23 protein-coding genes are annotated in these 23686 nt (G+C 57.5%); 14 read left to right on the top strand and 9 right to left on the bottom strand.

Features of this window, described 5'->3' with window-relative positions; all coding sequences use genetic code 11:
* Nucleotides 1-74 precede the first annotated feature (74 nt).
* Nucleotides 75-164 carry a magnesium transporter protection protein MgtU gene (mgtU, locus tag AABB92_RS00185; RefSeq protein ID WP_252867572.1) on the bottom strand — a complete coding sequence of 30 codons (90 nt, stop codon included), beginning with the start codon at nt 162-164 and terminating at the stop codon, nt 75-77.
* 7 nt (nt 165-171) lie between these two features.
* Complete coding sequence (mgtA, locus tag AABB92_RS00180; protein WP_031378048.1) at nt 172-2874, bottom strand: magnesium-translocating P-type ATPase; 2703 nt, start codon at nt 2872-2874, stop codon at nt 172-174.
* Between the two features lie 658 nt (nt 2875-3532).
* Between mgtA and AABB92_RS00175 the strand changes: the two genes are divergently transcribed.
* From AABB92_RS00175 to AABB92_RS00155, 5 genes are read left to right on the top strand one after another with little or no spacing between them, the layout of a single operon-like run.
* The gene (locus tag AABB92_RS00175) at nt 3533-5101 is read left to right on the top strand and encodes an ABC transporter substrate-binding protein (RefSeq protein ID WP_031378047.1); all 1569 of its coding nucleotides are present in this window, start codon (nt 3533-3535) and stop codon (nt 5099-5101) included.
* Entirely contained in the window at nt 5101-6153 is a 1053-nt protein-coding gene (locus AABB92_RS00170; RefSeq protein WP_031378046.1) for an ABC transporter permease, read from the top strand. Before AABB92_RS00175 ends, AABB92_RS00170 begins: the two co-directional genes overlap by 1 nt.
* Nucleotides 6150-7007, top strand: coding sequence for an ABC transporter permease (locus tag AABB92_RS00165; RefSeq protein ID WP_046288159.1), 858 nt, complete (start codon nt 6150-6152; stop codon nt 7005-7007). Before AABB92_RS00170 ends, AABB92_RS00165 begins: the two co-directional genes overlap by 4 nt.
* Nucleotides 6997-7827 carry an ABC transporter ATP-binding protein gene (locus AABB92_RS00160; RefSeq protein WP_031376468.1) on the top strand — a complete coding sequence of 277 codons (831 nt, stop codon included), beginning with the start codon at nt 6997-6999 and terminating at the stop codon, nt 7825-7827. The genes AABB92_RS00165 and AABB92_RS00160 overlap by 11 nt, the downstream gene beginning before the upstream one ends.
* Nucleotides 7820-8497: an ABC transporter ATP-binding protein gene (locus tag AABB92_RS00155; protein ID WP_031376467.1), complete on the top strand. Its 678-nt coding sequence runs from the start codon at nt 7820-7822 to the stop codon at nt 8495-8497. The genes AABB92_RS00160 and AABB92_RS00155 overlap by 8 nt, the downstream gene beginning before the upstream one ends.
* A 35-nt stretch (nt 8498-8532) precedes the next feature.
* On the opposite strand, the gene AABB92_RS00150 is transcribed toward AABB92_RS00155, so the two are convergent.
* The 3 genes from AABB92_RS00150 to AABB92_RS00140 are packed head-to-tail and all read right to left on the bottom strand — an operon-like array spanning nt 8533 to nt 11079.
* A complete protein-coding gene (locus tag AABB92_RS00150) occupies nt 8533-9318 on the bottom strand; it encodes an ABC transporter ATP-binding protein (RefSeq protein ID WP_031376466.1) in 786 nt (261 codons plus the stop codon).
* Nucleotides 9315-10169: an ABC transporter permease gene (locus AABB92_RS00145; protein WP_046288158.1), complete on the bottom strand. Its 855-nt coding sequence runs from the start codon at nt 10167-10169 to the stop codon at nt 9315-9317. Before AABB92_RS00145 ends, AABB92_RS00150 begins: the two co-directional genes overlap by 4 nt.
* A gap of 13 nt (nt 10170-10182) precedes the next feature.
* The gene (locus AABB92_RS00140) at nt 10183-11079 is read right to left on the bottom strand and encodes an ABC transporter substrate-binding protein (RefSeq protein ID WP_371601280.1); all 897 of its coding nucleotides are present in this window, start codon (nt 11077-11079) and stop codon (nt 10183-10185) included.
* Nucleotides 11080-11357: 278 nt separating this feature from the next.
* Between AABB92_RS00140 and speG the strand changes: the two genes are divergently transcribed.
* On the top strand, nt 11358-11903 hold the full coding sequence (gene speG / locus AABB92_RS00135; protein ID WP_009088567.1) for a spermidine N1-acetyltransferase: 546 nt from the start codon (nt 11358-11360) through the stop codon (nt 11901-11903).
* Here the strand turns inward: speG and AABB92_RS00130 are convergent, their stop codons facing one another.
* The 4 genes from AABB92_RS00130 to AABB92_RS00115 all read right to left on the bottom strand — a co-directional run bounded on the left by AABB92_RS00130 (nt 11904) and on the right by AABB92_RS00115 (nt 15227).
* Complete coding sequence (locus tag AABB92_RS00130; protein WP_031376463.1) at nt 11904-12323, bottom strand: hypothetical protein; 420 nt, start codon at nt 12321-12323, stop codon at nt 11904-11906.
* Nucleotides 12324-12420: 97 nt separating this feature from the next.
* Nucleotides 12421-13356 carry a homocysteine S-methyltransferase gene (gene mmuM, locus AABB92_RS00125; RefSeq protein ID WP_031376462.1) on the bottom strand — a complete coding sequence of 312 codons (936 nt, stop codon included), beginning with the start codon at nt 13354-13356 and terminating at the stop codon, nt 12421-12423.
* Nucleotides 13346-14755, bottom strand: coding sequence for an S-methylmethionine permease (gene mmuP / locus AABB92_RS00120; RefSeq protein ID WP_069729695.1), 1410 nt, complete (start codon nt 14753-14755; stop codon nt 13346-13348). Before mmuP ends, mmuM begins: the two co-directional genes overlap by 11 nt.
* Nucleotides 14756-14891: 136 nt before the next feature.
* Nucleotides 14892-15227 (bottom strand): DUF2002 family protein, encoded by a 336-nt coding sequence (locus tag AABB92_RS00115; protein WP_031376461.1) that lies wholly within the window; start codon nt 15225-15227, stop codon nt 14892-14894.
* 153 nt (nt 15228-15380) lie between these two features.
* On the opposite strand from AABB92_RS00115, the gene AABB92_RS00110 reads away from it, so the two are divergent.
* The 8 genes from AABB92_RS00110 to proX all read left to right on the top strand — a co-directional run bounded on the left by AABB92_RS00110 (nt 15381) and on the right by proX (nt 23588).
* Nucleotides 15381-15698, top strand: coding sequence for a DUF883 family protein (locus AABB92_RS00110; protein ID WP_031376460.1), 318 nt, complete (start codon nt 15381-15383; stop codon nt 15696-15698).
* A gap of 302 nt (nt 15699-16000) precedes the next feature.
* Entirely contained in the window at nt 16001-16243 is a 243-nt protein-coding gene (locus AABB92_RS00105) for a redoxin NrdH (RefSeq protein ID WP_031376459.1), read from the top strand.
* A 4-nt stretch (nt 16244-16247) separates the two neighbouring features.
* Nucleotides 16248-16661 carry a class Ib ribonucleoside-diphosphate reductase assembly flavoprotein NrdI gene (gene nrdI, locus AABB92_RS00100; protein WP_031376458.1) on the top strand — a complete coding sequence of 138 codons (414 nt, stop codon included), beginning with the start codon at nt 16248-16250 and terminating at the stop codon, nt 16659-16661.
* The gene (nrdE, locus tag AABB92_RS00095) at nt 16631-18769 is read left to right on the top strand and encodes a class 1b ribonucleoside-diphosphate reductase subunit alpha (RefSeq protein ID WP_072050967.1); all 2139 of its coding nucleotides are present in this window, start codon (nt 16631-16633) and stop codon (nt 18767-18769) included. The genes nrdI and nrdE overlap by 31 nt, the downstream gene beginning before the upstream one ends.
* An 8-nt stretch (nt 18770-18777) precedes the next feature.
* A complete protein-coding gene (gene nrdF, locus AABB92_RS00090) occupies nt 18778-19737 on the top strand; it encodes a class 1b ribonucleoside-diphosphate reductase subunit beta (RefSeq protein ID WP_046288156.1) in 960 nt (319 codons plus the stop codon).
* A gap of 503 nt (nt 19738-20240) precedes the next feature.
* A complete protein-coding gene (gene proV, locus AABB92_RS00085; protein WP_031376457.1) occupies nt 20241-21437 on the top strand; it encodes a glycine betaine/L-proline ABC transporter ATP-binding protein ProV in 1197 nt (398 codons plus the stop codon).
* Nucleotides 21434-22528, top strand: a complete 1095-nt coding sequence (gene proW, locus AABB92_RS00080; RefSeq protein ID WP_031376456.1) for a glycine betaine/L-proline ABC transporter permease ProW — start codon at nt 21434-21436, stop codon at nt 22526-22528. Before proV ends, proW begins: the two co-directional genes overlap by 4 nt.
* A 61-nt stretch (nt 22529-22589) precedes the next feature.
* On the top strand, nt 22590-23588 hold the full coding sequence (gene proX, locus AABB92_RS00075; protein ID WP_031376455.1) for a glycine betaine/L-proline ABC transporter substrate-binding protein ProX: 999 nt from the start codon (nt 22590-22592) through the stop codon (nt 23586-23588).
* Nucleotides 23589-23686 lie beyond the last annotated feature (98 nt).

Raw genomic sequence — 23686 nt, 5'->3', positions numbered from 1 at the left:
AACCAACAGTAAAGGCGGCCTTCTGAGCCGCCTTTTTTATTGCCGCAGGCCGCGAGTCTTCCCGCGGCCGCTGTTTAGCGCAGAATTACCGTCAACATGATCAGCACAACACCGATGAGCATCACGCCGATGAACACCTTGTCGATCCGGCCATTTTTCATCATCGTCTCCTCAGAACCACTGGCCGAAACGGCGGATATACCAACGTTTCATTCCCTGCGCCACCAGGCAGTAGCTGAATAGCGTCAGCACCAGCCACGGGAAGTACTGCCATGGCAGCGGCACCAGCCCGACCATCGCCCCCAGCGGCGAGAACGGAATCAGAATGCCCAACACCATTACTGTCAGGGTGGTCAGCATCACCGGTAAGGTGGCGCGACTCTGGATGAACGGAATCTTCTGGGTCCGCAGCATGTGCACCACCAGCGTCTGAGACAGCAGACCTTCAATAAACCAGCCTGACTGGAACAGCGATTGCACCTCAGCGTGGTTGGCACTGAAGATAAACCACATCAGCGCAAAGGTGGTGACGTCAAAAATCGACGAAGTTGGCCCCATCCACAACATAAAGCGTTTAATGTTGCCGGCATCCCATTTGCGTGGCTTACGCAGAAAATCACGGTCTACTTTGTCCCACGGCAGTGCCAGCTGGGAAACGTCATACATCAGGTTCTGAATCAGCAGATGAATCGACAGCATCGGCAGAAACGGAATAAAGGCGCTGGCGATCAGCAGCGAGAACACGTTGCCAAAGTTTGAGCTGGCGGTCATGTTGAGATACTTGATGATATTGCCAAAGGTCTCCCGTCCTTTCAGCACACCCTCACCCAGCACCTGCAGATCTTTCTCCAGCAGGATAATATCGGACGAGGCTTTTGCCACATCCGCCGCGCTATCGACAGAAATACCGGTGTCGGCCGCGCGCAGCGCTGGCGCATCGTTGATACCATCGCCAAGGAAACCCACGGTATGGCCGTTGTGTTGCAGCAGGCGCACCACGCGTGATTTCTGCTGCGGCGTCAGCTGAGCAAACAGGCTACAACGCTCCGCTTCCTGCGCCAGCTGCGCATCATCCATCGCCTCAATCTGATCACCGGTCAGCATCGCCGGATCGCTCAGCCCGACATCCTGACAGACGCGCAGGGTCACCAGCGGGTTATCGCCGGTCAGCACTTTAACCGCCACGCCGCTGTCGCGCAGTGCCCGAATCGCCTTGCCGGCACTGGCTTTTGGTGGATCGCGGAAGGTCAGCAGCCCTTCCAGCGTCAGCTCACGCTCGTCACTGTTACTGAGCGGCGCGTGCAAATCACCTTCGCGCGTCGCCACCAGCAATACCCGATAGCCCTGCTGATGGTAGCGTTGGGTCAGCGCCAGCAGTTCTGCCCGCTGCCGTTCATCCAGCGGAACCACCGTCTCGCCCTGACGAATCGCACTGCTCACCGCCAGCATCTCCTCTACCGCGCCTTTGCAAATCAGCAGCGAGCGATGATGCGCCAGATCTTCAACCAGCACCGACACCCGGCGGCGGGTGAAGTCGAACGGCAACTCATCAATCAGATGAAACTGGCTGCGCCGGGTCTGAGAGATCACTTTGTCGCCAGCCATCAGCACCGCCCGATCCATCAGGTTTTTCGCGCCACTCTGGCTGCCGCTGTTTAACCAGCCCAGCAGCAGAACCTGCCCATCTTCCTGTCCCATCGGGTTGAGGTGGTGCGCCAGCAGGATGGTATCCTGAGTCAGGGTGCCGGTTTTATCGGTGCACAGCACGTCCATCGCGCCGAGGTTCTGAATGGCGTTCAGCCGTTTAACGATCACTTTGCGTCGCGACATCGCAATCGCGCCTTTGGCCAGATTGGCGCTGACAATCATCGGCAGCATTTCCGGGGTTAAGCCGACCGCCACCGCCAGCGCAAACAGGGTGGCATCCATCCAGTCGCCTTTACTGAAGCCGTTAATCAGCAGCACCACCGGCACCATCACCAGCATAAAGCGAATCAGCAGCCGGCTGACGCTATTAACCCCGCGATCAAAGGCGGTCTGCGGTCGGCTTCCCACCAGCGAGGCGGCCAGCGATCCAAACCAGGTATCGCCGCCCGTCGCCACTACCACTGCGCTCGCCGTGCCGCTGGCGACGCTGGTACCCATCAGACAGATGTTATTGAGCGCCAGCAGCTCCTGGGCAGATTTGCTGTGCGGATCGACGGTGATATTGCCACTCTGTTTCTCCACCGGCAGGGATTCCCCGGTCAGCACCGCTTCGCTGATAAACAGATTGCGTGAACTCAGCAGCCGGACATCGGCAGGCACCTGATCGCCGGTGCTCAGCAGAATGACATCGCCCGGCACCAGTTCGCGCATATCAACGTCGTGACGCTGTGCAGTTTCACTGGCGCTATCACGCCGCAGCACTGTGACCTGGCTGCGCACCAGTGACTTCAGCGCCTGCGCCGCACGATTGGTGCGGAACTCCTGCCAGAAGCGCAGCAGTCCGCTCAGCAGCACCATAGTGGAAATGATGATCACACCCGATAGTTCGGTTTCCTCACCGGCGCGCAGCGGCAGCAGATAGTCGGTAAACAGGCTGACCAGCGCCAGCACCAGTAATACGTAGATAAACGGATTGTTGAAGGCCATCAGCAGCTGAATCAGCGCCGGAGGGGCTTTTTCATGCGCCACCTCATTCGGGCCATACTGTTTCAGACGGGCTGCAGCCTCGGCGTGGGTCAGTCCATCGCGGTCGCTGCGCAGGTTGGCCAGCGTGACGTCGACTGGCTGGACCGCTTCACGGGCGATAGCAAAAAGTTTTTTGGTTTTCTTCATGGTGCGGTGGTCGTCAGATTTGATGACAACCTGTTCCAGTTTCATGTCGCTCATTTCGACATCTCCCTGATTTAAAGCAATAGTTATCCTGCACACCCAAATAAGGTATGCGGAGAAGACCTGGCGTTGCCGGGTTATTTAATTAAGTGTCCTTCGGGGATCGTCCATATATCCCTCCTGTATTCAGAAATAAGGGCGTGCAGAATTTCGCGCGACGCGAAATTAGCGCTGCGTAATAGGTGTCAGAAAGCAGAGATCGGGCGCAGCCTGGGCTACGCCAGTCGGGGTGGAGGAAAAAGGGCTAAGATAAACAGCAGCATAACGCGCACTCATTCAGATAACAGGATGATAAATAAGGAGCGCAATCGTCACTAACAGAGAGGATTGCTGCCCGCCGGGTGGCAAGCAGCGAAAAGAATTCAGCTTGCCGGAATAAAGATAAATCGAGGGTGACTGTCCAACTGAATTCTCCTGAAATAATTTGCCGCTATTATAAACAGCGTAAGGTCGTGGTAAAGGGTTAATAATAGCAATTATCGTTTCGTTGATGTTCCGTTTCTGCACTGCCGGAAATAACACAACAAATACTTTACCTTCTTATAACCACAACCTTTCGCTTATACCTTTTTGGCATATGATTAGCCCATATTCGACTATTCTTCGCATCAGCCCTTTCGTAAACTCGCGTAACTTTTTAAGGCAAGGAAATTTCATGAAAACTATAATTCCATCACTGCTGGCGCTGACGCTGGCTGCCGCCTTCTCTGCTCAGGCTGCGACGCCCAAAGATACACTGGTGATTGCGCAGTCTACCGACGATGCCGATAGCTTCGATCCGGCCAAAGGGTTTGAACTCACCAGCGTGCAGGCCTTTACCAATATTTATCAACGCCTGGTTCAGTCTGACCCGCAGAATCCGGTCGATCTGAAACCGACGCTGGCAACTTCGTGGCAGCCCGGCAGCGACAACCGCAGCCTGACCTTTGAACTGCGTAAAGACGCGAAATTCTCCACCGGCAATCCGCTGCGTCCGGAAGATGTGATCTTCTCGCTGGGCCGGGTGGTGAAACTGAACCTCGATCCCTCTTTCATCCTGACGCAGCTCGGCTGGAACAAAGATAACGTTGATGGCTTTCTGAAGAAGGTCGATGACAATCACGTGCAGATCAGCTGGACCGCCGACGTCAGCCCGACCTACGTACTGAGCCTGCTTTCAGCCCCGGTTTCGTCGATCATCGACGAGAAAACTGCGATGGCGAATCAGAAAAATGGCGATTTCGGTAACGGCTGGCTGGCAACTCATTCAGCCGGCAGCGGCCCGTATCAGATCCGTAAAGTGGTGATGCATCAGGTGGTGCTGCTGAGCGCCAACCCAACCTCGCCAGCCGGTGCGCCAAAAATGAAGAACATCCTGATCAAGAACGTGCCGGAACCGGCCGCGCGTCGTCTGCTGCTGGAACAGGGTGATGCCGATATTGCCCGTAACCTCGGTGCCGATCAGATCGCCGCGCTGAACGGCAAACCCGGCGTGAAGACCGAAGCGATTCCGATGGCCTCGCTCTACTACATCCAGTTCAACATCGGTGCCAACGAGACGATGAAGAACCCGGCATTCTGGGAAGCGGCGCGCTACCTGTGGGATTACAAAGGTATCGCCAATGAGCTGCTGAAAGGCCAGTTCGATGTGCACCAGACCTTCCTGCCGAAAGGCTTCCTCGGCGCAATCAACGACACGCCTTACAGCTACGATCCTGAGAAAGCCAAAGCGATTCTGAAAAAAGCCGGCCTGACCAACGTCAGCTTTAAGCTTTCCACCAGCAACCAGCCGCCTTATCTCGACATCGCGCAGGCGCTGCAGGGCAGCTTCGCCAAAGGTGGCGTGAAGGTCGAGGTGGTTCCGGGCCTGAGTTCTGAAGTCTCAACCAACGTCAAAGCGCATAAGTATGAAGCCACGCTGAACGCCTGGGGCTCGGACTATTTTGATCCCAACACCAACGCCGCCTCGTTTGCCTATAACCCGGAAGATGGCAGCAAAACCATCGCCTTCCGTTCCGACTGGCACATTCCGGAGCTGAACAAGCAGGTGGTAGCGGCGACGGCGGAAAGCGATGCGAAAAAACGCGTCGCCCTGTATGAAGCGATGCAGCGTGAGGTCATGAAAAACTCCCCTTACGTGATTGGGATGCAGGCGAAGAACCTGATCGCCCTGCGCGACAACCTGAAAGGCTATGTCCAGGGCATTAACCCTGACATGGTGTATTACTCGCAGGTCACTAAGTAATGGCACAATCTGTTGCTACAGCCGGGTTCGCCCGGCTTTTTTGGCAGCGTGGCGGGCGCCTGATCGGTAGCGTACTGTCGCTGCTGGTCACGCTGCTTGGCCTGCTCGCCTTTACCTTTATGCTGTCGCATCTGTCGCCGATCGATCCGGTGCAGCAGATCGCCGGCGATCACGCCAGTGAAGCGACTTATGCCCAGGTGCGCCACGATCTCGGGCTGGATCAGCCGGTGCTGGTGCAGTTCTGGCGCTACATTGCGCATCTGGCGCAGGGCGATCTCGGCGTGTCGCGGCTGACCAATCAGTCAGTCAGCAGCGATCTGATGACCACCTTCCCCGCCACCATCGAGCTGGCGACCTGCGCGATGATCTTCGCCGTGGTGTTCGGCGTAACGCTGGCGCTGCTGGCTGCCTGGAAACCGGGCAGCTGGATCGATAATCTGGCCCGCTTCATCTCCCTGCTCGGCTATTCGGTGCCGGTGTTCTGGCTCGGCCTGCTGGGTCTGCTGCTGTTTTATGCGGTGCTGCACTGGTCTGCCGGGCCGGGACGACTCGACGATATCTGGGTCTACACCCTTGAGCCGAAAACCGGCTTTGTGCTGATCGACAGCTGGCTGTCGGGTGAGCCGGAGATGTTCCGCAACGCCATCGCACACCTCTGGCTGCCGGTAGTGATCCTCGGGCTGCTGGCAATGGCCGGGATTACCCGTCTGCTGCGCGCCGCGCTGCTGGAAGAGAGCAGCAAAGAGTATGTGGTGCTGGCGCGTGCTAAAGGCGCGGGTCGGGTGCGCATCCTGCTGCGCCATATCTTCCCCAACGTGCTGGGCACGCTGGTGACGGTGATCGCTCTCTCCTACGCTACGCTGCTGGAAGGCTCGGTGCTGACAGAAACCGTCTTCGCCTGGCCAGGTGTCGGCCGCTACATGACCAATGCCCTGTTCTCCGGCGATGTGCCGGCGATTCTCGGCTCCACCCTGTTGATCGGCAGCTGCTTTATCCTGATCAACACCCTGGCGGATGTTTTAACCTGGTTAACCGATCCGAGAACCCGATGACGCAACAACTTTCTGAACTCGAAACGCTGCGGCCACGCCGTCGCCGTCAACGCGTTACCTCGTTAACCGTTGGGCTGACGCTGGTCGCCATCCTGATCCTGATGGCGCTGCTGGCACCGCTGATTGCGCCGTTCGATCCTAATCTGCAAACGATGTCGAGCCGGCTGCTGGCGCCGTCGGCGCAGCATTGGTTCGGCACCGACGGCTTTGGCCGCGATCTGCTGTCGCGGGTGATTTACGGCGCGCGTCCGACCCTGCTGCTGGTGTCGCTGATTCTGGTGCTGACCATTCCGGCCGGCCTGCTGATCGGCATCACCGCCGGTTACGTCGGCGGCTGGACTGAACGCCTGCTGATGCGGATTACCGATATCTTCCTGTCGCTGCCCAATCTGGTGATTGCGCTGGCGCTGGTGGCGATTCTCGGTCCTGGCCTGATGAACGGCGCACTGGCGCTGGCGCTGACCAGCTGGCCGCCGTTTGCCCGTCAGGCGCGCGCCGAAACGCTGGCGCTGCGCCGTAGCGACTACCTTGCCGCCGCGCGGATGCAGGGCATCACCGGCTTTCGTCTGATGTTCGGCCATATCCTGCCGCTCTGTCTGCCGACCGCAGTAGTGCGTGCGGCACTGAGCCTCGGCGGCATCATTCTGGCGGCTGCCGGTCTCGGTTTTCTCGGCATGGGCGTACAGCCGCCAACCGCCGAATGGGGATCGATGGTGGCCGAAGGCAGTAAAGTCATTTTCGATCAATGGTGGGTCGCCGCTGCACCGGGCGCTGCCATTCTGTTTGCCAGCCTGGCCTTTAACCTGACAGGCGACGGCCTGCGCGACCGACTGGATACCCGTCATGCCAAATAATCTGCTGCACGCCGAAGGGCTGACCATCCGTAGCGATGATGCGCTGCTGGTCGACAACATTGGTTTTTCTATTGGCCGCGAGCGCGTGGCGCTGGTCGGTGAATCCGGCTCAGGGAAATCGCTGACCGCCCGCAGCCTGATGGGACTGCTGTCACCGGCCCTGCATCTGCAGGCTACGCAGCTACAGGTGGCAGGCGAGGATGCGCTGACGCTGACGGAGCGCCGCTGGAGCCAGCTGCGCGGTAACCGGGTGGCGATGGTGATGCAGGACCCGAAATATGCGCTTAACCCGACGCGTACCATTGGCTGGCAGGTTGAAGAACCGCTGATTCTGCACCGTCACCTGAGCCGCGCCGAGCGCAAAGAGAAGGTCTGCGAGATGCTGGATGCGGTCGGCCTGCCCGATCCACGTCGCCTGATGCAGCACTATCCGCATCAGCTCTCTGGCGGCATGGGCCAGCGTGTGATGCTGGCGATCGCCCTGATTACCGATCCTGATTTCCTGATCGCCGATGAACCAACCTCAGCACTCGATCATGCGATGCGCGATCAGGTGCTGGCGCTGATTCGCGGTCTGGTCGAAGCGCGTAATATGGGGCTGCTGCTGATCAGTCACGATTTGCAGCAGGTGTCGGAACACTGTGAGCGGGTGATGGTGATGTACAAAGGCCGCCTGCTCGATACCCTGCCTGCCGCCGAACTGCCGCGGGCGACCCATCCTTATACCCGCACGCTGTGGGCCTGCCGTCCGGGTAAAGCGACCCACGGCCAGCTGCTGCCGGTGCTGGATCGTGCGGCGCTGGAGGCACATCATGATTAAGTTGCAGGATCTCAGCGTCGCCCATAAGCAGGGTTACGAGCTGCGCACCGTGGTGCATGAGGTCAACCTTGAGGTTAATGCCGGGGAATGTTTTGGTCTGGTGGGTCCCTCTGGCTGCGGGAAGTCGTCGCTGCTGTGGGTGCTGGCCGGTCTGAATCCCCACTGGCAGGGCCGGATGCAATTAGCCGGTCATCTGGTGGAGCCGGGCAAAGCCTTTACCGGCGCGCTACGTCAGGAAGTGCAGATGGTGTTTCAGGATCCCTACGCCTCACTGCATCCCCGTCACCGGCTGCGCCGGACGCTGGCCGAGCCGCTGAAGCTGATTAAACGTGACAACATCAACGATCGCATCGACCAGGGCTTTCGCCACGTCGGGCTCGATCCGGCGCTGGCCGATCGCTATCCGCACCAGCTTTCCGGCGGTCAGCGCCAGCGCGTGGCGATTGTGCGTGCCCTGCTGTTGCAGCCGAAGATCCTGCTGCTGGATGAGCCTACCTCGGCGCTGGATATGTCGGTACAGGCGGAGATCCTCAATCTGCTGAACGATCTGAAGCGTCAGGATGGCTTAACCATGGTGCTGGTCAGCCACGATCCTGATGTTATCGACCACATGTGCGATCGGGCGGTACGGATGGCGCACGGTCGGATCATCGAACAGATCGGTGCCTGAAAACTGCCGGACGGCCCCTGCCTGCCGTCCGGCACTTAGTGCTCCAGCGCCTGCAGCGTTTCACTGCGGATCGACTCGGTAATCTCCGCCTTGAGCGCCATAAAGGCCGGCGAGGTTTTCAGGGTGTAGTCACGCTCAATGCCGAAGTTAACCGCCACCTCCTGTTTAATTCGTCCCGGCCGCGCACTGAAGATCGCCACTTTGTTGGCCATGAAAATCGCCTCATCAATATCGTGGGTCACGAACAGCACCGTTTTGCGTGACTGCTGCCAGACCGACAGTAACAGCTCCTGCATCATCACCCGCGTCTGGTTATCCAGCGCGCCAAACGGCTCATCCATCAGCAGCACTTTCGGATCGTTGGCTAACGCCCGGGCGATGGCGGTGCGCTGCTGCATACCGCCGGAGAGCTGGCGTGGATAGTGACGGGCGAAGCCGCGCAGCCCTACCTGATGCAGATAGTAGTCGCAGCGCTGCTGCTGCTGTGCGGCGCTGATGCCGCGTTCACGCAGGCCAAAGCAGACGTTCTCTTCTACCGTCAGCCACGGAAACAGGGTGTAGCTCTGGAAGACCATGCCGCGATCTGCGCCGGGCCCGTCGACCGGCGCACCATCCAGCCAGATTTCGCCGCGCGTCGGGCTGTCCAGTCCGGCGATAATCCGCAGCAGAGTCGATTTGCCGCAGCCGGACGGGCCGAGAATGGTGACGAAGTCGTTCTCCTCCACCCGCCAGGAGATCGGTTGCAGCGCCTGGGTTTGCTCACCCTGCGGCCCGTTGAACCAGCGTTCGACGCCGCGTACGTTCAGTTTGCTCTGTTTCATGCCGGGTAACTCCATGCAAACAGCCGCCGATTGACCCGCTTAAACAGGTAATCGGACAGCAGCCCAATCAGGCCGATGACGATAATGCCGAAGATGATCTGTCCGGTATTCAGCAGCGCCTGACTGTCGACGATCATATGACCGATGCCGCTTTCCGATCCGATCAACTCCGCAACGATCACATAGGTCCAGGCCCAGCCCAGTACCAGACGCAACAGTTCCGCAATGCCGGGTGCCGCGCCGGGGATCAACACCCGTCGCACTATCGATCGGTTGCTACAGCCCAGCGTATAGGCAGCTTCCACCAGATCGCGCCGGGCACTGCTGACCGTTACCGCCACCATCAGGACGATCTGGAAAAATGATCCGATAAAGATCACCAGGATTTTCTGCATCTCGCCAATGCCTGCCCAGAGGATCAGCAGCGGCACAAAGGCTGACGCCGGCAGATAACGACAAAACGAAACGAAAGGCTCAAGAAACGCTTCCCAGATTTTGAACGCACCCATCATGATGCCAAGCGGCACCGCGATTACCGCCGCCAGCACAAATCCCGAAAGCACCCGCATCACCGTCATGCCGATATCCAGCGCAAAATTGTACTCGGTGAACAGCGTTACGCCCTGTTGCAGCATAGTGATCGGATCGGCGAGAAAGGTGGGCGACACCATGCCGCCCAGCGTGACCAGCGCCCAGACCGCGACAAACAGCACGAAAAAACCGATGCCGAGGCCGATACGCAGCCGCGCAGCAACCGGTTTTAGCGGCACCATTAAGGGATTGTGCCAGCGCTTCGGTGCGTCCGGCAGCGTGTCCGGCGGCGTGGCTGGCTGAGGTTTACTGATCTCCATCGGCGATCTCCCGTTACTGGACAAAGCTGGCATCGTAGAGACTGTTGATATCCGGCACGGTTTTGATCACGCCGGCGCGCAGCAGCAGTTTGCCCGCTTCGTCGCTGAAGCTCTGAATGCCACCGTTAAAGAATGCCCGATTTTCTTCGCGTCCCTGCCAGCGCAGATAACTCGCTGATTCGGCGAACTCTTTGCCGCTCGATTTCACCGCCGCGCCCATAATTTGGTACGATTTCTCCGGTTGCTGTTTGATCATCTCCAGCGCATCGAAGTAGCTCTCAACCAGCGCTTTTGCCGCCTGCGGATGGGCTTTCAGGAAGGTCGGTGTGCAGCCTAAAGTATCCATCACCATCGGATAGTCGAGAGTGGTGGCGATAATTTTGCCGGCCGCCGGCTGTTTGCGGATTGCAGAGAGATAAGGTTCATAACTCATGGCGGCGTCGTTTCGCCCGGCAGTAAAGGCCTGTGCGGCGGCCTGCGGCGACAGGGTGGCCAGACGGACATCTTTCATCGTCATGCCATTTTTATCGAGTATCCACGCCAGCGCGAAATAAGGTGAGGTGCCGGGTGCGTCGACGCCCACCACTTTGCCCCGGAGATCGCTGATACTGTTGATTCCGCCGCGCACCGCCAGACCATCAGCACCGTAGGATTTGTCGAGCTGGACAATCTGCTTGATCGGCACGCCGGCCGCGTTCCACGAGATGTAGGTTTCCACCGTGGTGGCGGCACACTGAATGGTGCCGGATGCCACGGCCAGATGACGGCTGCTCTGCGGGATCATTTTGACCTCCGCCGCCAGACCATGCTTTTTAAAGATGCCCGCTTTGTCCGCCAGCGTCAGCGGTGCAAACCCGGTCCAGCCCGAAATGCCGATGGCGACCGGGGTTTCTTCCGCCTGCGCCACCATCGTGCTGCCGATCGCTACCGATAACGCCACTGCACTGACCGCCCGCCTGATTTGCTGATTCATCTTCCACTCCCGTCACAAGGTGAACATCTCAAGGTTGTATAGTCTTATCTATACAAGCCAAGCAATGGCTGTGCCAGAACGCCAAACACGCCTGAAAAATGGTTTCAGAAGCGCCAGCAGAGGCCGTCGCGCACCGTTAAGGTGCAACTGAGCGCAGCGCGGCCGCAGGCTGGTGCGTTATACTCGCGGCAATCGCCTAACGAAAGGAAAAGAGCATGACGGTAAAACTGCGTCCACTGGAAAGGGAAGATCTGCATTTTGTTCATCAACTGGATAACAACGCCAGCGTGATGCGTTACTGGTTCGAGGAGCCGTATGAGGCGTTTGTAGAACTCTCCGATCTTTACAACAAGCACATTCACGATCAAACGGAACGGCGCTTTGTGGTGGAGCATGACGGGCAGAAAGCGGGGCTGGTCGAGCTGGTGGAGATTAATCATGTGCATCGCCGCGCCGAGTTTCAGATCATTATCGATCCGGCGCATCAGGGCAAAGGTCTGGCGACCCAGGCGGCAAAGCTGGCAATGGATTATGGCTTCTCGGTGCTGAACCTGTATAAGCTCTACCTGATTGTCGATCAGGAGAATGAGAAAGCGATCCACATCTATACCAAGCTCGGCTTCGAGATTGAAGGCGTGCTAAAGCATGAGTTTTTTATCAACGGAGAATACCGTAACACCATCCGCATGTGCATTTTCCAGCATCAGTATCTGGAGCGCCACAAAACGCCAGGCGGAATGGTGAAACCGACCGCGCAGTAATCAGCCGCGCGCGCCGACCGGGTTCATAAATGGACGCGGGTGCTCAGGCTTCAGGTCGTACATGCCGCCATAGAACGGATCGACCAGCAGCCAGCCGGGGAAGCCGCCCAGCGGAATATTGCCCAGCAGGTACCACAGGTTGGCGCGCGCTTCGATCGGCATGGTCACCGGCACATAGCCCGGGCTTTCCAGCATCAGCAGATAGTGTTTTTTGCCGAAGTAGCGACCGGTGGATTTCTCCAGCTCAACGGTCTGCGGCGTGAAACCCTGTGCGACCGCGAAACCGCGCTCATCCTGCACGGTAAAACGCGCGCCCTGCGGCAGGGAGTCGATGCGTACCGATTGGGTTTCATTGCCGACAATGGTGGCGCAGCCGCTAAGCAGCAGCGCGGCGGCCAGAGCCAGAATTCGCTGTTTCATGAAGGGTTCCGCAAAAAGGTCAGGAAGCACAGTGTAAACCGCCCTTCCCGCCTTTTCACGCGCCTCAATCGGGCTATCATCGCCCGATTCAACCGCCTTATTGCGGTTGACAAGCGTGCGCAATAGCCGCGATGTCTTTGGGTGAGGTACGGCAGCAGCCGCCAATCAGCTTCGCGCCTGCCCGCTGCCACTCATCCAGCTTGTGTTCCAGGGTGCAGCCCGACGGCGCCGAATGCCAGGTTTTGCTGCTGGCGTCATACTGTTCGCCGGAGTTGGGATAGACCACCAGCGGCTTGTCGGTCAGCTGCTGTAGCTGCTGCAGCGCCGGCGTCACGCTCTCCAGCGCCACGCAGTTGACGCCCAGCGCTACCACCTGCGGCTGGGTGTTAAGCCAGCCAACCACTTCGGATAACGGCGTACCGTCGCTGATGTGGCCCGCGTCGCGCAGCGTAAATGAGAACCAGGCAGTGCTGTCCGGGAATTCAGTCAGCAGTGTTGCCAGCGCCTGCGCTTCGGCAAACGATGGCAGGGTTTCGCAGGCCAGCAGATCGGCCCCCGCCGCCAGCAGCGCTGCGATGCGCGGGCGATGAAACGCCATCATCTCCGTTTCCGGCAGCGCGTAGTCGCCACGATACTCCGAACCATCCGCCAGAAACGCACCGTAAGGCCCGACCGATCCCGCCACCAGCAAGGTTTTCGCCTCAGATTGTGTCGCCAGATAATCTTCGCGCGCGCGTCGCGCCAGTTCGACGCTCTGCGCAATCAACGCCAGCGACTGTGCCTGATCCAGCCCGCGTGTGGCAAAGCCCTGCGGCGTCGCCTGATAGCTGGCGGTAATCGCGCAGCGGGCGCCTGCGGCAAAATAGTCGTAGTGAACCTGATAAATCAGCTCAGGGTTTTCCATCAGTACTTTCGCTGACCACAGCGCATCGGCCAGCTGGCAGCCGCGCGCTTCCAGTTCGGTGGCCAGCGCGCCATCGAGGATCAGCAACGGCGATTCAGACAGCGCCTGCGCGACAGGATTATGCGACATCATTGGCCTCCTCAGGCTTCGGCGATGATTTATGGGTCAGATGGTAAGCGGCGTAGCAGAACAGTACAAACGGAATGCCACACCACAGGGCGATGCGCTGGGTCGGATCGAACGCCAGTCCGATGCAGGCCAGCAGACAGAGCAGAAACCCGAGCACCGGCGTCAGCGGATAGAGCGGCGCGCGATAGCCCAGCTGCGCCAGAGATTTTCCCTGCTGCAGGTGGCGGCGACGGAAGACAAAATGTGAGGCGCAGATGCTGAGCCAGACGGCGACCACCGCAAAGCCGGATATCGCCGACAGCGCCACAAATACCGTATCGGGCGCGACCACGCTGGAGATCAGCGCCAGCAATCCGCCAATCATGCTGACGGTGATCGCCAGCAGCGGCACGCCTCGTTTATTCACCCGGGCAAAAGCGCGCGGCAGCGTATTTTCATTCGCCAGTGACCAGAGCATGCGGCCCGATGCATACAGACCGGAGTTGGCGGCTGACAGAATGGCGGTCAGGATGACAAAGTTGATGATATCCGCAGCCCAGGGCACACCGATCTTTTCAAACACCAGCACAAAAGGACTCTTGACGATCCCGGCCTGATCCATCGGGATCAGCGCTGCCAGCACCAACACCGTGCCGATAAAAAAGATGATCAACCGCGCCACGGTGGTGCGGATCGCCAGCGGCAGCACTTTCTCTGGCTGCTGGGTTTCACCCGCCGCAATACCAATCAGTTCGGTGCCGGAAAAAGCGAAGTTAACCGCCACCATGGTCATCAGAATCGGCAACACGCCGTTCGGCAGCCAGCCGTGAGCGGTGAGGTTGCTTAAGCCGGGCGCGGGGGTCCCATCTTTCATCGGGATGAAACCGAACATCGCGGCGCCGCCGAGCAGGATGAAGGCAATAATAGTGATCACTTTAATCAGCGAGAACCAGAACTCCCCTTCCGCGAAGAAGCGGGTTGAGATCACATTCAGCAGATAGATGGCACAGCAGAACACCAGACACCAGATCCAGACCGGCACCTGGGGAAACCAGTACTGCATACAGAAGCCGGCTGCCGTCAGGCTGGAGCCCAGCGCCACGGTCCACGTCAGCCAGTAGAGCCAGGCCACGGTGTAGCCGGTGGCGGGACTCAGATAGCGCGCCGCATAGACGTGAAACGCGCCGGTCTCCGGCATCGCCACGGAGAGTTCGCCAAGGCAGACCATTACCAGCCACACCACTAAGGCACCAATCAGGTAGGCCAGCAGCGTACCGGCCGCGCCGGTGGTGGAGATGATGTAGCCGGTGTTAAAAAACAGCCCGGTGCCGATGACGCCGCCCAGCGATAACATCACCAGATGGCGCACTTTCATGGTGCGTTTGAATTGATCCTGCGCGGGGGGGTGTTGTTCACTCATCACTTTTATCCGTATGGACGTCTAAACATCTATAGTGAAGAGTTTTATACGCGTCACAGCGGTGAATTGCAATGAATTGCCGGGGGTGGGATTGGGGAGATGGGTTCAGTGCCCCGTCGCGGCGGGGCCTGATGCGTTAGCCGAAAACGCTTTGTAGATAGCGTTCCAGCGCCATGCGGGAACTGAATCCGTGCGGGATGCCGTAATGTTCCTGAGAATCACCCGCCAGGTAGAGAGGGAATTGGGTGTAGTGATCGCAGGTCTTCATTTCAGAAGCCGGTTCAGCGAACGGCTGGCTCTTCTCTTTCAGTGTCGGATGAATCACCAGTGCCGTGCGCCCCATACGCGCTTCGCGATTCACATAAACATAGTTGTCACCACGGCGATAACCATAAGCCCGTGGGGTGATCTCATCCACTTCGAAACCCGCTTTTTCCAGTACGCGCGCTACCTCATCTGGTCGTAAATACATGCTCGATCCTCTCCTCTTTCAAAAGCTTCGCAACCTTACCTCAGCATGACAGAGTGGGCATTCGGAATTTTCCCTAAAGCCCATTCTCGCGTCTCGTTTATCGCAAGGTCGTCTACACTAAGTATTACGTTTTAAATCAAAGGGAGCCAAAAAATGTTTAATCGAACCGTAAAAAACGATGACATTGATATCAATCAGGATGTTAACGAACTCGCTGATTCACTTGAAGCACTGCTGAAATCTTACGGCAGCGATGCTAAAGATGAAGTAGATTCCGCACGCAGCCAGGCAGAAGCGTTGTTGAAGCAGACGCGCGCACGACTGAACGGCGGCAGCAACCGTGTGGCTCAGGTTGCCCGTGACGCCGGCGCGCAGGTTGATACCTATGTGCATGACAAACCATGGCACGGTGTCGGCGTCGGTGCCGCCATTGGTCTGGTATTCGGCGTGCTGCTGGCTTCACGCCGCTAAGCGCACCGCCTCATATCATCCGAGCCTCGCCCCGTGCGGGGCTTTTTTATGTCCATTTTTTGAGCGTTAAAATTTACAAATCAATTTCCTGCCCCTGAAGGCGCATCGCCACTGGCTTTGCCCCGCTGATGCAAATGCAAATCGCAAAACCCTATATCTGGTGGGCTTGACCCTGCAAAACACTACATCTAGTATTTAGCTCATCAGCACGACGCCCGATGTCCCGTTGAACGAAGCCCGCCACCTGCGGTGCCTGCTTCGTTTCCCGGCATCCGCTCCGCATACAGAGGGAAATACGAATCATGCGCATTATTATTTACACTAAAGATAATTGTGTCCAGTGCAACGCTACCAAAAACGCGCTGGATCGGCAGGGTATTGCCTATCAGCTGATCAACCTGGACAGCCAGCCAGAGGCGATCGACAACCTGAAATCACTGGGGTACCGCCAGGTGCCGGTGGTGATGGCGGATAACGATCACTGGAGCGGCTTCCGTCCGGACAAAATCGCCTCGCTGCGCCAGCTCGCCGCTGTCGGAGGGTAAAGCGATGTTCCCACTGGTCTATTTTTCCAGCCAGTCGGAAAACACCCACCGGTTCATCCTGCGCCTGGGCTTACCGGCCCGGCGCATCCCGCTCGATGCTAAACAGTCACTGCACACCGACCAGCCTTACATTCTGGTGGTGCCGAGCTATGGCGGGGGCAGCAGTCGTGGCGCAGTGCCACGTCAGGTGATTCAGTTTCTTAATGATGAAGCTAACCGCCGCGGCATCCGTGGGGTGATCGCAGCCGGTAACCGTAACTTCGGTGCCGGTTACTGCCTGGCCGGCAGCATCATTGCAAAAAAATGTCAGGTTCCCTGTCTCTACCGCTTTGAGCTGATGGGAACGCCTGACGATATCGCGAAAGTTAAAGCGGGAGTAACCCAATTTTGGCAACAACAGATACCCTCAACACCGTGACGCTGGACTACCACGCGCTCAACGCCATGCTCAACCTGTACGACGCCGATGGCCGGATTCAGTTTGATAAGGATCGGGAAGCGACGCGTCAGTTCTTCCTGCAGCACGTGCAGCCCAATACCGTGCCTTTCGCCAGTAACGCCGAGCGGTTGCGCTATCTGGTGGCGGAGGGCTATTACGAAGCCGGGGTGCTGAATCAGTACCATTTTGACTTCCTGCTTGAACTGCATGCTGTGGCGGAAAATTGGGGCTTTGAATTCAAAACCTTTCTCGGTGCCTGGAAGTACTACACCAGCTACACGCTGAAAACCTTTGACGGCAAACGTTACCTCGAAAGCTTTGAGCAGCGGGCCTGTATGGTCGCGCTGACGCTGGCGCAGGGTGATGAAAGCCTGGCACGTTCACTGCTGGAAGAGATGCTCAGCGGCCGGTTCCACCCTGCCACGCCGACCTTCCTTAACTGCGGTAAGCAGCAGCGCGGCGAACTGGTCTCCTGCTTCCTGCTGCGTATTGAAGACAATATGGAGTCGATTGGCCGCGCGGTGAACTCGGCGCTACAGCTGTCGAAGCGCGGCGGCGGCGTCGCTTTCCTGCTGTCTAACCTGCGCGAATCAGGCGCACCGATCAAACGCATCGAAAATCAGTCATCGGGAGTAATACCGGTGATGAAAATGCTGGAAGATGCCTTCTCCTACGCCAATCAGCTCGGTGCGCGTCAGGGCGCGGGCGCGGTGTGGCTCAACGCTCACCATCCCGATATTTTCCGTTTTCTCGACACCAAACGTGAAAATGCCGATGAGAAGATCCGCATTAAAACCCTGTCGCTTGGCGTGGTGATCCCCGATATCACCTTCCAGCTGGCGAAAGAGAACAAGCCGATGGCGCTGTTCTCACCCTATGACGTGGAGCGTATCTACGGTCAGGCGTTTGGCGACATTAGCATCAGCGAAAAATATGACGAGATGCTGGCGGATGAGCGCATCCGTAAAACCTATATTCAGCCGCGCGACTTCTTCCAGACGCTGGCCGAAATCCAGTTCGAGTCGGGCTACCCTTACATCATGTTTGAAGACAGCGTGAACCGCAGTAACCCGATCGCCGGCCGCATCAATATGAGTAACCTGTGCTCCGAAATCCTGCAGGTAAACAGCGCCAGTGAGTATTTTGACGACCTCAGCTATCGCCGGATCGGCAAAGATATCTCCTGTAACCTCGGTTCGCTGAATATTGCCCACGCCATGGATTCGCGTGACCTGGCCCGCACTGTCGATGTGGCGGTCCGCGCCCTCACCGCCGTCTCCATGATGAGCGAGATCGGCTCGGTGCCGTCAGTGGCTGAAGGTAACCGCCGCTCACATGCGATTGGCCTCGGCCAGATGAACCTGCACGGCTATCTGGCGCGCGAAGGCATGGCCTACGGTTCACCGGAAGCGCTGGACTTCACCAATCTCTACTTCTATTGCATCACCTACTATGCGTTGCGCACCTCTAACCAGCTGGCGCGGGAACGGCAGCAGCGCTTTGACGGTTTTGCTGATTCGCAGTACGCCAGCGGCCGCTACTTCGATAAATACGTTCAGCAGGCATGGCGTCCGCGCACCGAACGGGTAGCGCAACTGTTTGCTGATGCCGGTATTACGCTGCCGACCCAGGCGGACTGGCAGGCGCTGCGTGAGGCGGTAATGCAGCACGGTCTGTTTAATCAGAACCTGCAGGCGATTCCGCCGACCGGTTCGATCTCGTACATCAACCATGCCACCTCGAGCATTCATCCGATCGTGTCACGCATTGAGATCCGTAAAGAGGGTAAAACCGGTCGCGTCTATTATCCCGCGCCGTTTATGACCAATGACAATCTCGATCTCTATCAGGATGCGTATCAGATTGGGCCGGAAGCGATTATTGATACCTACGCCGAAGCCACGCAGCACGTCGATCAGGGCCTGTCGCTGACGCTGTTCTTCCGCGATGACGTCACCACCCGTGATATCAACAAAGCGCAGATTTACGCGTGGAAAAAAGGCATCAAAACACTCTATTACATCCGACTGCGCCAGATGGCGCTACAAGGCACAGAGGTTCAGGGCTGCGTCTCCTGCGCGCTGTGATAAAAACTATGCAACTAAAACAAATTCAAGCGATTAACTGGAACCGGATTCAGGATGACAAAGATCTTGAGGTCTGGAACCGCCTGACCAGCAACTTCTGGCTACCGGAAAAGGTGCCGCTCTCCAACGATCTGCCCGCCTGGCAGACGCTGGATGCTCAGCAACAGCAACTGACTATCCGGGTTTTCACCGGCCTGACGTTGCTCGATACCATTCAGAATGTGATTGGTGCGCCGGGCCTGATGGATGATGCGCTGACGCCACACGAAGAGGCGGTGCTGTCGAACATCAGCTTTATGGAGGCGGTCCATGCCCGCTCCTACAGTTCGATCTTCTCGACGCTGTGTAACACGCAGGATGTCGATGCGGCCTATCAGTGGAGCGAAGAGAATGCGCCGCTGCAAAATAAAGCGCGCATCATTCTTGAGCATTACCGGGCCGACGACCCGCTGAAGAAGAAGATCGCCAGCGTGTTCCTGGAGTCGTTCCTGTTCTACTCCGGCTTCTGGCTGCCGATGTACTGGTCAAGCCGCGGTAAGCTGACCAACACTGCCGATCTGATCCGTCTGATTATTCGTGATGAGGCGGTACACGGTTATTACATCGGTTATAAGTTCCAGAAAGCGCTGGAAACGGCGGATGATCTGCGCCGCGAAGAGCTGCAACAGTTCGCTTACGATCTGCTGCTGGCGCTGTATGAGAACGAAGTCGCCTACACCGAAGCGCTGTACGCCGATGTCGGCTGGGTTGAAGAGGTGAAAACCTTCTTACACTACAACGCCAACAAAGCCCTGATGAATCTGGGTTATGAGGCGCTGTTCCCGGCCGAGCTGACGGCGGTGAATCCGGCCATTCTGTCGGCGCTCTCGCCGAACGCTGACGAAAACCACGATTTCTTCTCCGGTTCCGGCTCCTCCTATGTGATGGGAAAAGCGGTCGAAACCGAAGACGAAGACTGGAACTTCTGATCCCTGCCGGGCGCTGCCACGCTGCGCCCGGTACTGCCGGTTTCATCTCCCTGCCCTGCCCGCCCGCTGCGGCTTCACCCCCACGAATTCAGCCCCTGCCGCCTCACCGGAATTGGCCTTTTTCGCCAGCACCGGTATTGTCATAATATCTCTCTTCCAGCGGCGATTATTCTGCTAAAAAATGTCGATGACTGAGACGATTATTTTCCGCTATCGGTCGTCTTTATTCTGGCAATATTTGCCGTTTGCGAATGTCATTTTCCCGCCTTTAGCGCGGCAATCCGGCCAGAATGCCAATAATTTCGTTTTCAATTCATAAAAAATTAATCTGCGCTGATCCCTTGTGAGCACTGGCGATAATCGGCATTGACCGGTCTGACAGCGCGCCAATATCGGCCTGCAGGGTTGTCAGATGATCTCAGTGTGCTACGGTATGGCCTGCTCAAATTTCAGTGGGACAGACAGATTAATATTAAATATTACAACCAGGATTTAATTACTGCATGGCAATTAAACTCGAAGTAAAAAATCTCTATAAGATATTTGGCGATAATCCGGACCGCGCATTTAAATATATTGAAAAGGGGGCAACCAAAGATGTGATCCTTGAGAAGACCGGTCTCTCTCTCGGGGTTAAGAACGCCAGTCTGGCCATTGAAGAAGGCGAGATATTCGTCATCATGGGGTTATCCGGTTCAGGAAAATCGACCATGGTTCGCCTTCTCAATCGTCTGATAGAGCCGACACGCGGCCAGGTGATCATTGACGGTGTCGATATTGCAAAAATATCCGACAGCGAACTGCGCGAGGTGCGCAGAAATAAAATCAGCATGGTATTCCAGTCATTTGCTTTGATGCCGCACATGAATGTACTAAATAATAGTGCATTCGGCATGGAATTAGCCGGAGTACCGCTGGCGGAACGGCAGGAAAAAGCATTAGACGCGTTACGTCAGGTCGGGCTGGAGAATTATGCCCACGCCTACCCGGATGAACTTTCCGGCGGCATGCGTCAGCGCGTCGGATTAGCCCGCGCGCTGGCGATTAATCCCGATATATTATTAATGGATGAAGCCTTCTCTGCGCTGGATCCGTTGATTCGTACCGAGATGCAGGATGAGCTGGTCAATTTACAGGCCCGGCATCAGCGTACCATCGTCTTTATTTCCCACGATCTGGATGAAGCGATGCGTATTGGCGATCGAATTGCCATTATGCAGGGCGGCGAAGTGGTCCAGGTCGGTACCCCGGATGAAATCCTGAATAATCCGGCCAATGACTATGTGCGCACCTTCTTCCGCGGAGTGGATATCAGTCACGTCTTCAGCGCCAAAGATATTGCCCGTCGCAGCGCCGGTGCGCTAATCCGTAAGGCTGCCGGTTTCGGTCCACGCTCCGCCATCAAACTGCTGCAGGATGAAGATCGCGATTACGGCTACGTGCTGGAAAAGCAGAAATTCATCGGCGTCGTCTCCACCGATTCGCTGAAAGCCGCGCTGGCAGCCGGCGAAGGGATAGACAGCGCGCTGCTCGACGCACCGGCTGCGGTCCCCGCCGATACCTCACTGAACGATTTGCTCTCTCACGTTGCCCAGGCCCCCTGCGCGGTGCCGGTGGTGGGTGAGGATAATCAGTACGTCGGTATCATTTCCAAAAGCACGCTGTTGCGCGCATTAGATCGTGAAGGAGCCCAGCCATGAGTCAGGACACCAGCAATCCGTGGGAAAGCGGCAGCGCCACCACCACCAGCAGCCAGGCCGCGCCAGCCAGCAGCAGCGGCACCGATGCCTGGGGCACGCCGGATGGCAGCGCAACACCGGATGCTGCCAGCAGTGACTGGCTGCACAGCGCACCGGCGGCCCAGCCTGAACACTTCAATATTCTGGACCCGTTTCACAAAACCTGGATTCCGCTCGATCACTGGGTCACTGACGGTATCGACTGGGTGGTAAATCATTTCCGTCCGCTGTTCCAGGGTATTCGGGTGCCGGTCGATTACATTCTCAGTGCCTTTCAGCAACTGCTGCTGGGCATGCCCGCGCCGGTTGCCATTCTGGTCTTCGCGCTGATCGCCTGGCAGATCGCCAGCCCGGCGATGGGAATTGCCACGCTGATTTCGCTGGTGCTGATTGGCGCGATTGGTGCCTGGTCGCAGGCGATGGTGACGCTGGCGCTGGTCCTTACCGCGCTGCTGTTCTGTATTCTGATCGGTCTGCCGCTGGGGATCTGGCTGGCCCGCAGTCAGCGCGCCGCGCGTATTATCCGGCCGCTGCTGGATGCGATGCAGACCACGCCCGCCTTCGTCTATCTGGTGCCGATCGTGATGCTGTTTGGTATCGGCAACGTGCCTGGCGTAGTGGTGACGATTATCTTCGCCCTGCCGCCGATTGTTCGTCTGACCATTCTTGGGATTAAGCAGGTGCCCGCTGACCTGATCGAAGCGAGCGAATCGTTCGGTGCCAGTCCGCGCCAGCTGCTGTTTAAAGTGCAGTTGCCGCTGGCGATGCCGACCATTATGGCTGGCGTTAACCAGACGCTGATGCTGGCGCTGTCGATGGTGGTCATTGCCTCGATGATTGCCGTCGGCGGACTCGGCCAGATGGTACTGCGCGGCATTGGCCGTCTCGATATGGGACTGGCAACGGTCGGCGGCGTCGGCATCGTGATCCTCGCCATCATTCTCGACCGTCTGACCCAATCCTTTGGTCGCGATAACCGCAGCCGTGGCAACCGTCACTGGTACCACAGTGGCCCGATTGGTCTGATCCTCTCCCCGTTTCGTAAGAAATGAGTTTTCGGGCGGCACCCGCGTGTCGCCCGCTCCGCTACAATCGAAAAAATAAGGAATTACTATGCGCAAGACAGCTCCTCTGCTGGCCGCCGTGTTAGCCACCTTTGCCGTTTCACAGGTTTCTGCAGCCGATCTGCCCGGCAAAGGGATTACGGTGAAACCGATTCAGAGCACCATTTCTGAAGAGACTTTTCAGACCCTGATTGTTAGCCGGGCGCTGGAAAAGCTCGGTTATCAGGTCGAAAAACCGAGTGAAGTGGATTACAACGTTGGCTACACCACGATAGCGGCTGGCGATGCGACCTTTATTGCCACTAACTGGCAGCCGCTGCACGATGATATGTATAAAGCCGCCGGCGGTGATGCGAAGTTCTACCGTCAGGGCACATTCGTCACCGGTGCCGCCCAGGGCTACCTGATCGACAAGAAAACCGCCGATCAGTATCACATCACCAATATTGAGCAGTTAAAAGATCCTAAAATCGCCGCGCTGTTTGATACCAACGGTGACGGCAAAGCGGACCTGACCGGTTGTACCCCAGGCTGGGGCTGTGAAGCGGTGATTAATCATCAGATCGAGGCGTTTGGCCTGAGCAAAACCGTTGAACACAATCAGGGCAACTATTCCGCCATGATTGCTGACACCATTACCCGCTTTAAGCAGGCTAAACCTATCCTCTATTACACCTGGACGCCTTACTGGGTCAGCGATGTGATGAAGCCAGGCCGCGATGTCACCTGGCTGCAGGTGCCGTTCTCCTCAATGCCGGGCGAGCAGAAAAATGTCGATACCAAACTGCCTAACGGCGCGAACTACGGCTTCCCGGTGAATACCATGCACATTGTGGCCAACAAAGCCTGGGCTGAGAAAAACCCGGCGGCGGCCAGACTGTTCGCTGAAATGAAACTGCCGCTGGCAGATATCAATGCTGAAAACGCCGCGATGCATGCCGGCCAGTCGTCAGAAGAGGCGATCAATGGTCACGTCGACGGCTGGATTAAAGCACACCAGGCCGAATTTGATAAATGGGTCAGTGACGCCCAGGCTGCTGCGCAGTAAGTTCTGTCGTTTCCTGCCGGGCGGATCTTTTCCGCCCTTTTTTGTATCTGTTAAACACACTGGTATGGCCTGTTAATAAAGATGCGTGTGAAATAGTT

It is taken from the genome of Pantoea brenneri (assembly GCF_038594305.1).
GTDB lineage: Bacteria > Pseudomonadota > Gammaproteobacteria > Enterobacterales > Enterobacteriaceae > Pantoea > Pantoea brenneri.
Note: the sequence above shows the minus strand (reverse complement) of the source record. Positions and strands in the feature narration are given on the sequence as shown.

Coding starts and splice junctions, on each gene's coding strand:
- mgtU (WP_252867572.1), bottom strand. CDS start 164: ATGATGAAAAATGGCCGGATCGACAAGGTGTTCATCGGCGTGATGCTC.
- mgtA (WP_031378048.1), bottom strand. CDS start 2,874: ATGAGCGACATGAAACTGGAACAGGTTGTCATCAAATCTGACGACCAC.
- AABB92_RS00175 (WP_031378047.1), top strand. CDS start 3,533: ATGAAAACTATAATTCCATCACTGCTGGCGCTGACGCTGGCTGCCGCC.
- AABB92_RS00170 (WP_031378046.1), top strand. CDS start 5,101: ATGGCACAATCTGTTGCTACAGCCGGGTTCGCCCGGCTTTTTTGGCAG.
- AABB92_RS00165 (WP_046288159.1), top strand. CDS start 6,150: ATGACGCAACAACTTTCTGAACTCGAAACGCTGCGGCCACGCCGTCGC.
- AABB92_RS00160 (WP_031376468.1), top strand. CDS start 6,997: ATGCCAAATAATCTGCTGCACGCCGAAGGGCTGACCATCCGTAGCGAT.
- AABB92_RS00155 (WP_031376467.1), top strand. CDS start 7,820: ATGATTAAGTTGCAGGATCTCAGCGTCGCCCATAAGCAGGGTTACGAG.
- AABB92_RS00150 (WP_031376466.1), bottom strand. CDS start 9,318: ATGAAACAGAGCAAACTGAACGTACGCGGCGTCGAACGCTGGTTCAAC.
- AABB92_RS00145 (WP_046288158.1), bottom strand. CDS start 10,169: ATGGAGATCAGTAAACCTCAGCCAGCCACGCCGCCGGACACGCTGCCG.
- AABB92_RS00140 (WP_371601280.1), bottom strand. CDS start 11,079: ATGGTGGCGCAGGCGGAAGAAACCCCGGTCGCCATCGGCATTTCGGGC.
- speG (WP_009088567.1), top strand. CDS start 11,358: ATGACGGTAAAACTGCGTCCACTGGAAAGGGAAGATCTGCATTTTGTT.
- AABB92_RS00130 (WP_031376463.1), bottom strand. CDS start 12,323: ATGAAACAGCGAATTCTGGCTCTGGCCGCCGCGCTGCTGCTTAGCGGC.
- mmuM (WP_031376462.1), bottom strand. CDS start 13,356: ATGTCGCATAATCCTGTCGCGCAGGCGCTGTCTGAATCGCCGTTGCTG.
- mmuP (WP_069729695.1), bottom strand. CDS start 14,755: ATGAGTGAACAACACCCCCCCGCGCAGGATCAATTCAAACGCACCATG.
- AABB92_RS00115 (WP_031376461.1), bottom strand. CDS start 15,227: ATGTATTTACGACCAGATGAGGTAGCGCGCGTACTGGAAAAAGCGGGT.
- AABB92_RS00110 (WP_031376460.1), top strand. CDS start 15,381: ATGTTTAATCGAACCGTAAAAAACGATGACATTGATATCAATCAGGAT.
- AABB92_RS00105 (WP_031376459.1), top strand. CDS start 16,001: ATGCGCATTATTATTTACACTAAAGATAATTGTGTCCAGTGCAACGCT.
- nrdI (WP_031376458.1), top strand. CDS start 16,248: ATGTTCCCACTGGTCTATTTTTCCAGCCAGTCGGAAAACACCCACCGG.
- nrdF (WP_046288156.1), top strand. CDS start 18,778: ATGCAACTAAAACAAATTCAAGCGATTAACTGGAACCGGATTCAGGAT.
- proV (WP_031376457.1), top strand. CDS start 20,241: ATGGCAATTAAACTCGAAGTAAAAAATCTCTATAAGATATTTGGCGAT.
- proW (WP_031376456.1), top strand. CDS start 21,434: ATGAGTCAGGACACCAGCAATCCGTGGGAAAGCGGCAGCGCCACCACC.
- proX (WP_031376455.1), top strand. CDS start 22,590: ATGCGCAAGACAGCTCCTCTGCTGGCCGCCGTGTTAGCCACCTTTGCC.